The organism is Streptomyces pimonensis (assembly GCF_041380215.1).
Taxonomy (GTDB): Bacteria; Actinomycetota; Actinomycetes; order Streptomycetales; family Streptomycetaceae; genus Streptomyces; species Streptomyces pimonensis.
Window position 1 is genome coordinate 149,835 of the sequence record NZ_JAHWZY010000007.1, and the last position, 12,916, is coordinate 162,750.

The 12,916-nt window shown below is 74.0% G+C and carries 10 protein-coding genes; 2 read left to right on the plus strand and 8 right to left on the minus strand.

Annotated elements, in window-relative coordinates; all coding sequences use genetic code 11:
* Position 1: 1 nt before the first annotated feature.
* Positions 2-769 (minus strand): SseB family protein, encoded by a 768-nt coding sequence (locus KYY02_RS09720; RefSeq protein WP_371237290.1) that lies wholly within the window; start codon positions 767-769, stop codon positions 2-4.
* Between the two features lie 117 nt (positions 770-886).
* On the opposite strand from KYY02_RS09720, the gene KYY02_RS09725 reads away from it, so the two are divergent.
* Positions 887-1,861 carry a serine hydrolase gene (locus KYY02_RS09725; protein ID WP_371237292.1) on the plus strand — a complete coding sequence of 325 codons (975 nt, stop codon included), beginning with the start codon at positions 887-889 and terminating at the stop codon, positions 1,859-1,861.
* Here KYY02_RS09725 and mycP read toward each other — a convergent pair.
* Together mycP and KYY02_RS09735 are read right to left on the minus strand one after the other, a co-directional pair.
* Positions 1,846-3,030, minus strand: coding sequence for a type VII secretion-associated serine protease mycosin (gene mycP, locus KYY02_RS09730; protein ID WP_371237293.1), 1,185 nt, complete (start codon positions 3,028-3,030; stop codon positions 1,846-1,848). The genes KYY02_RS09725 and mycP overlap by 16 nt on opposite strands.
* Positions 3,027-3,863: a hypothetical protein gene (locus KYY02_RS09735; protein WP_371237294.1), complete on the minus strand. Its 837-nt coding sequence runs from the start codon at positions 3,861-3,863 to the stop codon at positions 3,027-3,029. The genes mycP and KYY02_RS09735 overlap by 4 nt, the downstream gene beginning before the upstream one ends.
* Positions 3,864-4,948: 1,085 nt before the next feature.
* On the opposite strand from KYY02_RS09735, the gene KYY02_RS09740 reads away from it, so the two are divergent.
* Complete coding sequence (locus tag KYY02_RS09740) at positions 4,949-6,151, plus strand: amino acid deaminase/aldolase (RefSeq protein WP_371237295.1); 1,203 nt, start codon at positions 4,949-4,951, stop codon at positions 6,149-6,151.
* Positions 6,152-6,301: 150 nt separating this feature from the next.
* On the opposite strand, the gene KYY02_RS09745 is transcribed toward KYY02_RS09740, so the two are convergent.
* The 5 genes from KYY02_RS09745 to KYY02_RS09765 form a co-directional block, all read right to left on the minus strand.
* A complete protein-coding gene (locus tag KYY02_RS09745) occupies positions 6,302-7,243 on the minus strand; it encodes a LysR family transcriptional regulator (RefSeq protein WP_371237296.1) in 942 nt (313 codons plus the stop codon).
* A gap of 157 nt (positions 7,244-7,400) precedes the next feature.
* On the minus strand, positions 7,401-8,129 hold the full coding sequence (locus KYY02_RS09750) for a helical backbone metal receptor (protein ID WP_371237297.1): 729 nt from the start codon (positions 8,127-8,129) through the stop codon (positions 7,401-7,403).
* Positions 8,126-8,695: a helix-turn-helix domain-containing protein gene (locus tag KYY02_RS09755; RefSeq protein ID WP_030835653.1), complete on the minus strand. Its 570-nt coding sequence runs from the start codon at positions 8,693-8,695 to the stop codon at positions 8,126-8,128. The genes KYY02_RS09750 and KYY02_RS09755 overlap by 4 nt, the downstream gene beginning before the upstream one ends.
* Positions 8,696-9,091: 396 nt before the next feature.
* Positions 9,092-11,710: an ABC transporter permease/substrate binding protein gene (locus KYY02_RS09760; protein ID WP_371237299.1), complete on the minus strand. Its 2,619-nt coding sequence runs from the start codon at positions 11,708-11,710 to the stop codon at positions 9,092-9,094.
* Positions 11,703-12,794, minus strand: a complete 1,092-nt coding sequence (locus KYY02_RS09765) for a quaternary amine ABC transporter ATP-binding protein (RefSeq protein WP_371237300.1) — start codon at positions 12,792-12,794, stop codon at positions 11,703-11,705. The genes KYY02_RS09760 and KYY02_RS09765 overlap by 8 nt, the downstream gene beginning before the upstream one ends.
* Positions 12,795-12,916: the final 122 nt, after the last annotated feature.

A 12,916-nucleotide genomic window follows, 5' to 3' on the forward strand; every position in this document is an offset into this window, starting at 1 on the left:
GTCAGGGACGTACGTACAGGGGCTCGCCCGGAGGCGTGGTCCCGGCCGGCAGGACTGCCAGGTCGAGGCCGCGCATCAGGCGGGCCCTCAGTGTTTCGTCGGCGGCGAGCCGCCGGGCCACGGCACGGGCGGCCTCGGCGACGGAGGCGTCCGGGTCGAGGACCAGGGCGAGGGTGCCGTCGGCCTGCCCCGGTCCGAGATGGGCCCGCAGCACGGCGGGCTCCGCGGCGACGACGTCCCGTACCGCCCGGGCGACGGCCGGGTCGGCCAGCGGGTCGGTGCTGGTGCGGCCCTCGGCGAGGGCGAGCAGCGCGGGACCGGTCAGCTCGAAGGGCACCGGGCCGGACACGTCCAGGACGACCGTGTCCGCCTTCTCGTGCGCGGCGGCCTGCAACGCCTGGAGCAGCGGTACGGCGACGGGGCGGGCCGCCGGGTCCCAGCGGGCGAGCGACTCGGTGGACGTGAAGGCGGGCAGGGCGGTACGTCCGCCGGCCTTCAGGGTCGGTACGGCCATGTCGCTGGTCTTCTCGCGGCGCAGCGCGCTCCCCCGTCTCCCGCCACCGCCCTTCCGCTTCTCCTCCTCGTCCTCCTCCACCTCGCCGAGCAGGGCCACGACGGGGACGAGCAGCCGGGCGCCCCTGAGTGCCTCCAGGACGGGGCCGACGGCGTTGCCGTCCTCGGCCCAGGCGGCGAGCGCGGCGCTCAGCCGGGGGTCGGCGGAGCCGTCGTCGTCGCGGAACGGGGAGTCGGGGATGTTCTTGTTCGCCACGGTCACCGAGCCTATCGGGGGGCGGAGAGCGTTCCTCATCGGCCTCTCACCGAAATCTGAGCCGGCTCCCAGCTCCGTCCCACGGTTCGCACAGCCACCGCCCCGACCATCACGGCCATGGACTCCCCCAGCAGACCGCGGCGCCGTCGTGCCCGCCGGCCCCGGCGTCGTGCCCTGTTCCCCCTCGCCCTCGCCTTCCTCACCGTCGGGTGCGGCACGGCGGCGGGGACGATGTACATGACCTCCTGGGCTCGCCCACGGGCGGAGACCGTATCCTCGTCGGCCTGGCGGACGGCCGACGGGGAGGGGACGGTGGGGGGTACGACGGAGGCGGCGGACCGGGATGCGCTGCTGGCGGCGGCCATGGAGTCGGTGGGCGTGGCGGACGGCGCCGAGGTGTCGGTGGCGGTGCTCGACCCGGACTCCGGGGAGACCGCCTCGTACGGAGGGGACGTCTTCGACACGGCGAGCATCGTCAAGGTCGACATCCTGGCGGCGCTGCTGCTCCAGGCGCAGGACGCGGGGCGGACGCTGACCGCCGAGGAGAAGACGTACGCCGTCGCGATGATCGAGAACAGTGACAACGACTCCGCGTCGGCGCTGTGGCGGGCGATCGGGACGGCGGACGGGCTCGACGCCGCGAACGAGCGGTTCGGGCTGACGGAGACGGTGGGCGGGGACGGGCCGCTGTGGGGGCTGACGCAGACCACGGCCACCGACCAGATCGCGCTGCTGCGGCAGGTGTTCGGCACGGCGGACACGGAGCTGGGCGAGGTCTCGCGGGCGTATGTGCGGGAGCTGATGGAGCGGATCGCCGCGGGGCAGCGGTGGGGCGTGTCGGCGGCGGCCGACGGCGCGGCGTGGGCGTTGAAGAACGGCTGGCTGCGGCGCAGCACCACCGGGCTGTGGGTGATCAACAGCATCGGGCGGGTGACGGCCGGCGGCCACGACTACCTGGTGGCGGCGCTGTCGCGGGGCAACGCGACCCAGGAGGAGGGGATCGCGCTGACCGAGGCCGCGGCGCGGGCGGCGGTGTCCGTGTTCACCGGCGACGCCGCGAAGGACGCGGCCGGAACTCAGTCCACGTCGTAGCGGATGCGGCGACCGCGCCACAGGACCACCGCGACGACCAGCAGCACACCGCCGGCGCCACCCGCCAGGAGGGCCGCCCAGCCGGCGGTGTCGTCGTCGGAGCCGGCGGTCTCCGGGCCCGGGCCGAAGTACTTCTCGGCGTACGCCGCCGACTTCAGGCCCTCCGGCTCCATCCGGGACGCGGCCTCGATCGCGGCGGCCGGGTCGACGAAGCCGAAGCCGCGGGAGTCGTCGCGGCCGTCGACGGGGGCGTTGCGGGCGGTGTCCTCCAGGAGCCGCTTGATCTGGGCCGGGGTCAGGTCCGGATGGGCCGCCCTGACCAGGGCGACGGCCCCGGAGACGAACGCGGCGGCGGCGCTGGTGCCCCAGCCCTCGTAGTACTTGTGGTCGGGGTCGGCGATGATCACGTCGACGCCGGGGGCGCTGACCGTGGCGTACCAGCGGCGGGTGGAGAACGGGGCGCGGGTTCCGTAGCGGTCGACGGCGGTGGCGGCGATGACGCCCGGGTAGGCGGCCGGGTAGGAGACGTGGTCGCCCTTCTCGCCGCCGTTCCCGGCGGAGGCGACGACGGTGACGCCCTTGCGCAGGGCGTACTGGATGGCCTGGTCCTCGCCGGGTTCGGGGTGCGCGGAGGCGGAGTCGTCGCCGAGGGAGAGGTTGATGACGTCGGCGCCGTGGTCGGCGGCCCAGCGGATGCCCTCGGCGAGGGCGTTGCCGCGGGTCCTGCGGGCCTCGGCGCGGGAGGGGTCGCCGTCCTCCAGGATCACCCGGACGGGGAGGATCCTCGCCTCGGGCGCGATGCCCATGACGCCGTCGGCGTTGCCGGGGCCGTGTCCGTGGCCGGCGATGATCCCGGCCATGGCGGTGCCGTGGCGGGCCCAGGCGCGGTCGCCCTCGCTCGCGCCGAAGCCGACGAGGTCCTTGCCGGTGAGGACGTTGCCGTCGAGGTCGGGGTGGTCGGCCTCGACGCCGGTGTCCAGGACGGCGACGGTGACGCCCGCGCCCTTCGTGGTCCGCCACGCCTCCTCGGTGTGCATGGCCTCCAGGGACCACTGCCGGGCGCGGATGCCGTCGGCGTGCGCGGCGGTGGCGGGGACGAGCACGAGGGCGGCGGCGAGGAGGCCGCCGAGTGCCGCCGCGGCGGGGCGCCGGCCGGTGACGGGCCTCATGACGGCTGCTCCGTGACGCTGTCGGCCTTCTTGCGCAGGCCGCGTTCGACACGGTCGGCGAGGCCCCGGGCCTCGTGGCCGAGACCTGCCTGGGCGGGGGCGGTGGTGGCTCCGGACTCCATGGCGTCCTCGGCGGGTTGCGGGGTGCCGACGGTGCGCCCGTCGGCCCAGCCGGTGACGGCGTAGACGACGGCGGGAGCGTCCGTGAGGACGGAGATCGCCCAGGCGGCGCGCTGTCCGGCGCCGAATCCGGCCGCGGCGGTGCCCTTCGCCGCGTACGGCAGGGGCATCAGGTCGGTACGGCGGTCCAGGCGTTCGTCGTCGAAACGGCGGGCGAGGGAGGTCATGGCGGCGGCGTCGGCCTCGGTGAACAGCAGACCGACGGTGGTGACATGGCTCTGGGTGGCGTCGGTGTAGGTGGCGCGCAGCAGGCGCTCGCAGCCGACGGGGGCGAGGACCTTGCGCAGCAGGGCGTCGAAGGCGCCGCTGCAGCCGCTGTCGGAGGCCACGGCGATGCGGGTCCAGGTCCGGTCGGCACCGCCGGGACCGGCACCCTCGCCCTGCACGGTGGGCGGGAACAGCTGGTCGACCGGGACGCTGTGCCACATGGTCCGGACGGCGGCGAAGCCGTGCGGGACGCCGGGCGCGTCAAAGCCGCCGGCGAGCCGGCTTCCGGTGACGGCTCCGCCGATGAGTCCCGTCCCGAGGACGAGACAGGCTGCGGCCGCGACGGCCTGTGCCCGTCCCCGCCGGCCGAGCGGCCGGGGCCGCGCGCTCTCGCCGTACCCCTCCGGCTCCCCGAACGACACCAGGGGCCGTCCGCCCGGCGTCATGGGGGCACTCCAGGAGAGGGCGGGGCCGGGGGCGTCCGCCGGCCCCGCGCCGGTACCCGGCCGCACGTCCGGGGCGAAGTCGCCGACGCCGGGCCGCCGCGCGGGGCGGGGCGGCCCGTACGCCGGGTCCGTCCCGGAACGGTTCGCGTCGCCGGGGCCCCGACGTGCGCCGGACGGTGTGCCCGCACGGCGCGGTCCGCCCGGGTCCGGCCGTACGGCGCGCAGGCGGGTGGTGGTCTCCGACTCGGTTTCGGAAGGGACGTCCGTGCCGCGCGCGGTGGGCCGGCGGGCGGGCCGCGACGGTACGGAGGGCGAACCACCCGGGGACCGCGTGCCCCGGCCTGCGGTCGGCGGCGTGTCGGGGAAGCGGGCGGAGGCACGCGGAGGCGGGGGCGCGGCGGGGGCCGTACCGGTGGAGACGTCCTCACCGAAGCCCGGGAAACGCGGCCGGGGCGCCGAAGAACCGCCCGCGCCGTCCCCGTCCGGCCCCGTGTCCCCGTCCGACGGGCGCGCGGGCCCACGGATCCCGAACGCGCCGGATCCACCAGAGGTGCGCCCGCGCGGCACGTCCGCGCCGTCGGCGTCCGCACGGGCGGGCTCGCCCGGCCCGAACGCGCCCGCACCGCGTGAGGTCTCCCCCCGGGGGCCGTCGGCGTCCGTGGGGGCCGGTTCGCGGGGGGTGAAGGGGCCGGAGCCGCCGGTGGCACCGCCCCGGGGGACGCCGGCCCCCGGGGCCGTGCAGCGGGCCGCGTCGTCCGGGCCCTTCCCTTCCTCCGTGCCGGACCCGACCGGTTTCGGCGGGTGCACGGGGCGCGGGGGGACGGTGGGGCGCGAGGTGCGGCGCGCTTCGGTGCTCATGCACCCCCCGTTTCGTCGTGCCCGCCCGGCACGGACTCGTCCCGGGCACAGATACCCGCACGGACGGCGCGTCATCCCGGCCCGGCCGTCCGGCCGGTCCCGTTCCGCCGTGCGTGCGCGTCACTCTACGGCGTGGTCCGCGTCGAACGGGAACCAGTCCGCAGGGCCGCGGCATCTGCCCGGAACATCCCCTACCGTGCGGTAACCCCGTCTGGCAGGCTGCCCACATGACTGCGCGCGCCGCCGGCCGGGCCCGTTACGACCGGGCCACCGCCCACCTCGACGCCCCCTTCGCGATCGTGGACCTGGAGGCCTTCGACGCCAACGCGGACGATCTGGTCCGCAGGGCGGGCGGGAAACCGGTGCGGGTCGCGAGCAAGTCCGTACGCTGCCGTTCGCTGCTCGAACGGGTCCTCGCCCGGGACGGTTTCGCGGGCGTCATGTCGTTCACCCTCGCCGAGTCCCTGTGGCTGGCCCGCTCCGGTTTCGACGACGTCCTGCTGGCCTACCCCTCCGCCGACCGCGCCCGCTACGCCGAGCTCGCCGCCGATCCCAAGCTCGCCGCCGCCGTCACGGTCATGGTCGACGATCCGGCGCAGTTGGACCTGATCGACGCCTCACGCGCGGGCGGCGGTGAAGTGGTTCGCGTCTGCCTGGAGTTGGACACGTCCCTGAAGCGGCTGGGCGGGCGGGTGCGGATCGGCGCCCGGCGCTCCCCGCTGCACTCCCCCGCCCAGGTCGCCGAGTTCGTGCGCGTGGTGGCCCGGCGGCCCGGGTTCCGGGTCGTGGGGATCATGGCGTACGAGGGTCATGTGGCCGGTGTCGGCGACGCGGTGGCCGGACGGCCGCTGCGGTCGCGCGCGGTGCGGCTGATGCAGACCGCCGCGCGCCGCGAGCTGGCCGGGCGGCGGGCCGCGGTGGTGCGGGCGGTGCGGGCGGTCGTACCGGATCTGGAGTACGTCAACGGCGGCGGTACGGGCAGTGTGCAGCACACCGCAGCGGAGAAGGCGGTCACCGAGATCGCGGCTGGTTCGGGGCTGTACGTACCACGCCTGTTCGACAACTACACGTCGTTCAGCGGGCGTCCGGCGGCCCTGTTCGCCCTGCCCGTCGTACGGCGGCCCGGGGTCGGCGTGGTGACGGTGCTGGGCGGGGGCTATCCGGCGTCGGGCGCGCCCGGCGCGGACCGGCTGCCGGTGCCGCACCTGCCCGAGGGGCTGCGGTACGACCTCCAGGAGGGGGCCGGCGAGGTGCAGACGCCGCTGCTGGGCTCGCCCGCCGACGACCTGCTGATCGGCGACAAGGTGTGGTTCCGGCACGCCAAGGCGGGCGAGCTGTGCGAACGGTTCGACGCACTGCACCTGGTGGAGGACGACGCGGTGACGGCGACCGTGCCGACGTACCGGGGCGAGGGCCACACGTTCCTGTAGCGGCTCGGTCCGTCGGGCCGCTGCCGCCGCTGCCGCCGCCCGAGGCCGTGTCGGCGACCGAGCGGATGCCCTCGATGATGCGGTCCATGACGGCGAGGGACGTGCAGGCACCGGGTCGCACAACTCGCCCCCTGCTCGGCCCCGCCGGGCTCACCCCCGCGTCAGCGACAACAGGTCCCGCGCCGGCCCCGTCGGCCGGTGCCCCGTCGGCCACACCGCACGCAGATCCCGGGCCAGGGCGATCCCGTCCACAGGAATCCGCACCAGCCGCCGCATCGCCAGCTCCTCCCCCACCGCGAGCTCGCTCAGTACCGCCGGCCCCGCCCCGCCCACCGCCGCCGCCTTCACCGCCGTGGTCGAGGACAGCTCGATCAGCGGCCGGGCCAGCCCTCCGAGCGCCGCGTCCAGAACCTGCCGCGTCCCCGAACCCTTCTCCCGCAGGATCAACGGCGTACTCGCCAGCTCCTCCGCCGCGATCGGCCGCCGCCGGCGGGCCCACCCGTGCGACGGCGCCGCGACCACGATCAGTCGGTCATGGGCGATCACCGCGGAATCCAGCCCCGCCGGCACCGTCAGCCCCTCCACGAACCCCACGTCCGCCTCCCCCGACAGCAGCCGCTCCGCCACCGCCGCGGAGTTCCCGGCCAGCAGCGACACCGCCGTGTCCGGCCGGTCCGCGCGCAGCGCCAGCAGCCATCCCGGCAGCAGGTACTCGGCGATCGTCATGCTCGCCGCCACCCGCAGCCGCGAGTCCCTGCGGTCCCGCAGCGCCTGCGCGCCCGCGTCGAAGACCTCCGCCGCCTCCACGATCCGCCGCGCCCAGTCGGTGACCAGTGCCCCCGCGGCCGTCAGCCGCGACCCGCGCGGCGACCGGTCGACCAGGGCCACACCGAGCTGCCGTTCCATCGACCGGATCCGGCTGCTGGCCGCGGGCTGGGTGATGCCCGCCTCCCGCGCCGCCCCGCCCAGGCTCCCCAGCCGCGCCACCGCCAGCAGCAGCTCCAGCGCCCCGAGGTCCGGCACCCGGTGAGCCAGGGACCCCGGGCTCGCGGAGCGGTGCCCGGGATGGTCGTGGTCGTCCGCTCTGCTCATAAGCCCAGCTTATGCCGTGAGGGAGGGGGCTCCTCGGTGGCGGGAACGCGCTTCGCGAGGGCGTGGTGGTCGTCCCCGCCGTGACGGCGCTCGCCCGGTACGCGCCGCCGGCCGGCCCCCGGGCCCGCCTCCGCCCGGCACACGGCGCGCGGCCCGCTCAGCGGAACGCTGCTCGCAGGGCCCGCCCCAGCACCGCCGGCGCCCCGGCCAGCGACGGACCGTACCAGGTGAGGTGCCGGCCGTCGACGAGGGCGCAGGGCAGGCCGGGAAAGGCCTCCGGGCCGTCGTCGGCGGTGAAGCGGTAGGGCTCGTCGGGAAGCACGACGAGATCCGGATCGGCCGCGCGCAGCACGTCGAGCGGAATCCGCGGATAGCGCTCGGAGTGGCTCGCGTACAGGTGGTCGACGCCGAGACGGGAGAGCAGGTCGCCCGCGAAGGTGGCCCGGCCCAGCACCATCCAGGGGCGCCGCCACACGGGCACGACCGCCGTCCGGCGCTCCGCGGGCACCGGCGGCGCCGCCCAGGCCGCCTCGGCCTCGTCGAGCCAGCGGGGGCGGGCGGTCGCCCCGCATGCCGTGAGCACCCGGTCCAGCTCGCCGAAGGCCTGGGGCAGCGTCCGGACCTCGGTCACCAGCACCTCGATGCCCTCCGCGCGCAGGGCCGCCAGGTCGGGCTCGCGGTTCTCCTCCTCGTTGGCGATCACCAGATCGGGGGCGAGGGCGACGATCCGGTCGGTCCTCGGGTTCTTCGTGCCGCCGACGCGTACGACGTCCAGTCCGGCCGGGTGCGTGCACCAGTCGGTGGCGCCGGCCAGGGAGCCGGGGGCGGAGAGCGCCACCGCCTCCGTCAGCGACGGGACGAGGGAGACGACCCTGGCGGGACTCATCGGCGCGGCTTGTCCCGCAGCGCCTCGATGTGCTCGGCGACGGCGACGACCAGCAGCCGTGTCTCCGGGACCGTGGCCCGCCAGCGGTGCCGGACGCCTCCGGTGAGGTACAGGGTGTCGCCGCGGCCGAGCCGGTACGCCCGGCCCTCCGCCTCGATCTCCACGGCGCCGTCGGCCACGTACATCAACTGGTCGTTGCGGAACTGGAGTTCACGGCCGGCGTCATGGTCGCCGGTGAACTCGGAGGCGTGCATCTGATGGTGCCCGCGCACCAGGGAGCGCACGTGCGGTTCCGCCCACGGCTCGGCGCCCTCGGCGCGGACGACGTCCACGCTGCACGCGGGGTCGGCGGCGGCGAGGAGCTCCACGGCGGTGGTGCGCAGCGCGTCGGCGACCTTCTCCAGGGAGCTCTGGCTGGGGCGCGCCCGCTCGTTCTCGATCTGGCTGAGGAACGGGACCGACAGGCCGCTGCGCTCGGCCACGACGGCGAGGGTGAGATCCAGCGCGCGGCGGCGCCGCCGCACGGCCGCGCCCACCCGCAGGGGCTGTTCCTTGTGATCGCCCATCGCTCCGGCTCCCTCCTCCGCCGATCGTCCCGTACCCCGTGCCGCCCGTCCGGCGCACTCCTCGTCGTGAGCTGTCTGCACCCTACGCATGTTCGGCAAACCGTTTCAGGCGCCTGTCACGTCGCCGTCACACGCGAACGGCGCCGACCCGCCAGTTCACGCCAGCAGCCCTGCGGGCCCCTCGGTTCCTCCCGCACGCGATAAGGGGGTGTTCCCGCCATTGTCACCCCCGCCCGGCGGAAGGTCACGGGGAGGTCCGGGGAAGGCATCGCGCTGCGTGGTTGTCCGGATTCCTACCGTCCTCCCGTCCGGCCCCGGACATGCCCGAGGGGCGGGTCCGGCCGCGCCGTCAGGTGCGGATCCGGGCCCGCCCCTCGGGGCGGCCGACACGGGGGGTTACCGCGGGGTCATCCGCTCCACCATGTCCGGGTGCTCCTCCAGCCAGGCTGCCACGGCCTCCTCCTCGTGGCCCTGGCCGCGGTCCTTGATCTCGGCCTCGAGGGTGCCGAGCTCGTCCTCGCTCATCCGGAAACCCTTGATCCACTCGGTGAGCTGCGGGTACCGCTCCGGGAACTTCTCGCTGGCGATGGTGCGGATCGTGTTGCCCTCGCCGAAGGCCTTCTTCGGGTCCTTCAGCTTCGTCAGCTCGTAGTCGCTGTACGCCCAGTGCGGCGACCAGAGCGTGACCGCGATGGGCTCCTTCTTGGCGTAGGCGCGCTTGAGCTCGGCCAGCATCGCCGGCGTGGAGCCGTCGACGACCTCGTACTCGTCCTCCAGGCCGTAGCCGGGCAGCACCTCGTTCTTGAGCAGCTGCATCTCACCGGTGCCCGGCTCGATGCCGACGATCCGCCCGTCGAAGAGGCCGGCCCTGCCCTTGAGGTCCTCCAGGGACCCGACGTCCTTGACGTACGAGGGGACGGCGATCTCCAGCGAGGTGGGCTCGTACCAGGTGCCCAGGTCGGTGAGCTTGTCCTTGTGCTTGTCCCAGTAGTTCTTCTGCGCGTACGGCAGCCAGGCGTCGAAGTTGAGGTCGAGGTCCCCGGAGGCGAGGCCGGTGTAGACCGGGCCGACGTCCATCTGCTTCAGGTTCATCGTGTAGCCGCGCCGCTCGAGGACGTTCTTCCACAGGTAGGTGACGGCGATGTCCTCCTCCCAGGGGAACCAGGCCACGTCCAGCGTCCGCTTCGCCTCGGCGGGGACGTCGGCCGAGCCGGACCCCGCCGGGGCCAGCCTGTCGACGACGCCCGGGTTGTCCTTCAGCCAGGCGCGGACGGCGTCCTGCTGCCTGCCCTTGCCGGCCTTGTTGATCTCGGCTTCCAGGCCGGTGAGTTCCTCCTCGGTCATCGAGAAGTCCTTCAGCCACTTCCCGACGAGCGGGTTGTCGTCGGCGAAGCCCCGGCGCGACACCGTGTGCACGCCGTCGCCCTTGCCCCAGCTGCCCTTGGGGTCCTCCAGCTTCTTCAGGTCGTAGTCGCTGTACGCCCAGTGCGGCGACCAGAGCGTGACGACGACCGGTTCCTTCTTGCTGTAGGCCCGCTTGAGCTCGGCCAGCATCGCCGGCGTGGAGCTGTCGACGACCTCGTACTCCTTGTCCAGGCCGTACTCCTTGAGGACCTTGCTCTTCAGCAGGCCCATCATGCCGGCGCTGGACTCGATCCCGGTGATCTCCCCGCCGAAGACGGACGCCCTGCCCTTGAGGTCCTCCAGACTGTCGACGTCCTCCATGTACGCCGGGACGGTCAGCTCCAGCGACGTCTCGCCGTACCAGGAGCCGAGGTCGTCGAGCTGCCCGCCGTACTTCTTCCAGTACGCCTCGTGGGTGGTGGGCAGCCAGGCGTCCGTCTGGAAGTCGACGTCGCCCTGCGCGAGGGCGGTGTAGAGCGGACCGGCCTCGAACTGCTTGGCCTCGACCTCGAAGCCGCGCCGCTCCAGGATCTCCTTCCACAGGAAGGTGGAGGCGACGCCCTCGTCCCAGGGGATGTAGCCGATGGTGACCTTCTTGCCGTCGCCGACGTTCTCGCCGTCGGCGGTGGTGCCGGAACCGCCGGAGCCGCCGCCGAAGATCCCCATGCCGCCCGCGACCAGGGCGAGGACCACGACACCGATCACGGCGACCTGCGGGCGTGGCCGGTAGGACCAGATCCTCAGCCCCTGCGCGGCGCGTGTCTTGGCGGCGGCGCGGCGGCCGAGCGGGGAGACCTGGGTGCCCAGGGCGCTGGTCATGCGGTCCAGGTAGATCGCCAGGATGACGATGGCGATGCCGGACTCGGCGCCCAGACCGATGTTGAGCTGTCCGATGGCCTCGATGACCGCGCCGCCGAGTCCGCCGGTGCCGACCATGCCGGCGATCGCCGCCATGGACAGGCCCAGCATGATGACCTGGTTGACACCCGCCATCACCGTGGGCAGCGCCAGCGGCAGCTGTACGCGCAGCAGGGTGTTGCGGGGGGTGGTGCCGAACGCCTCGGCGGCTTCGACCAGTTCCTTGTCGACCTGGCGGATGCCCAGCTCGGTCATGCGCACGCCCGGGGCGAGCGCGAAGATCAGGGTGGCGACGATGCCCGGGGCGGAGCCGGTCCCGAAGAACAGGATCGCCGGGATGAGGTAGATCATCGCGGGCAGCGTCTGCATGAAGTCCAGGACCGGCCGGACGACGGCGCTGACCCGGTCCGAGCGGGCCGCCCAGATGCCCACCGGCACCGATACGACCAGCGCGATCACCGTGGCGACGATGACCAGCGCCAGCGTCACCATCGAGTCCTCCCACAGTTCGAGGGAGTCCAGGAAAGCGAAGCCGACGAAGGTGAGGACACCGGCGGAGGTGCCGCGCAGCCAGAAGGCGATCACCGCGAAGACACCGCAGAGGATCAGCGGTTCGGGGGCTTGGAGGACGGCGTTGACGCCGTCGTAGGCGCCGGTGAAGACGGCCTTGAAGAAGTCGAACAGCCAGGTGAGGTTGGCGAGCAGCCAGTTGACGGTGGTGTTGACCCAGTCGCCGAGCGGGATCCTAGGCACGGGCCATCACCTTCTCGCCGCCCTTGTCCCGCGGGGTGTCGCAGACCCCGGGATCGGACTCCTCGTCCCCGAGGAAGCCGACCAGGCGCTGCCGGGGCACGATCCCGACGAGCGCGTCCCCCTCGTCCAGCACCGCCACGGGGTGCGGCACGCGGGCGCTGATCGCGCACAGGTCGGTGAACGGCGTCTCGGGCGTCGCGGTCTCGCAGCCGCAGTCGGCCTCGTCGCCGCGGACCTCGCGCTCCATCACGGCGCCGGCGGTGAGCACGCGGGAGCGGTCGACGTCCTGGGTGAAGGAGGCGACGTAGTCGTTGGCGGGGCGGATCAGGATGTCCTGCGCGGTGCCGATCTGCACGATGCGGCCGTCGCGCATCACCGCGATCCGGTCGCCCAGGCGCATGGCCTCGTTGAGGTCGTGGGTGATGAAGACGATCGTCTTCTTCAGGGTCTTCTGCAGTTCGATCAGCTGGTCCTGCATGTCGCGGCGGATCAGCGGGTCGAGGGCGCTGAAGGACTCGTCCATCAGCAGCAGGTCGGCGTCGGTGGCGAGCGCACGGGCGAGACCCACGCGCTGCTGCATGCCGCCCGACAGCTCGTCGGGCCACGACCTCTCCCAGCCGGCCAGGCCGCACAGGGCGAGCGCCTCGTCGGCGCGGCGCTCGCGCTCGGCGCGGGGCACGCCCTGCACTTCAAGACCGTAGGCGGCGTTGTCACGGACGCTGCGGTGCGGGAACAGCGCGAAGTGCTGGAAGACCATGCTGATCTTCTTGGAGCGGACCTTGCGCAGCTCCCGGTCGGGCAGCGCGGTCAGGTCCTGGCCGTCGAAGCGCACGTGTCCGGCGGTGGGCTCCAGCAGGCCGTTCAGCATCCGCAGCAGGGTGGACTTGCCGGAGCCCGACAGGCCCATGACGACGAAGATCTCGCCCGGCTCCACCGTGAACGAGGCGTCGATGACGGCGGCGGTGGTGCCGTCGGCGCGCAGCTCCTCCCGGTCGGTCTTCTTCTGGCGCAGTCGTTCGACCGCCTGGTCCGGTCGTCTGCCGAACACCTTGAACAGATGCTCGGCCTCAAGCCTGGATGACACGCGTACCTCTTGTCTCGACGGCAGATGGCAGGAGCGATGCCCGGCGGACGGCTCACGCGGCCCGAAACAGTTGAATCTGTAACCGGCATTACTCCGGGGCCGCCCCTCCCCGGTTTCGCACA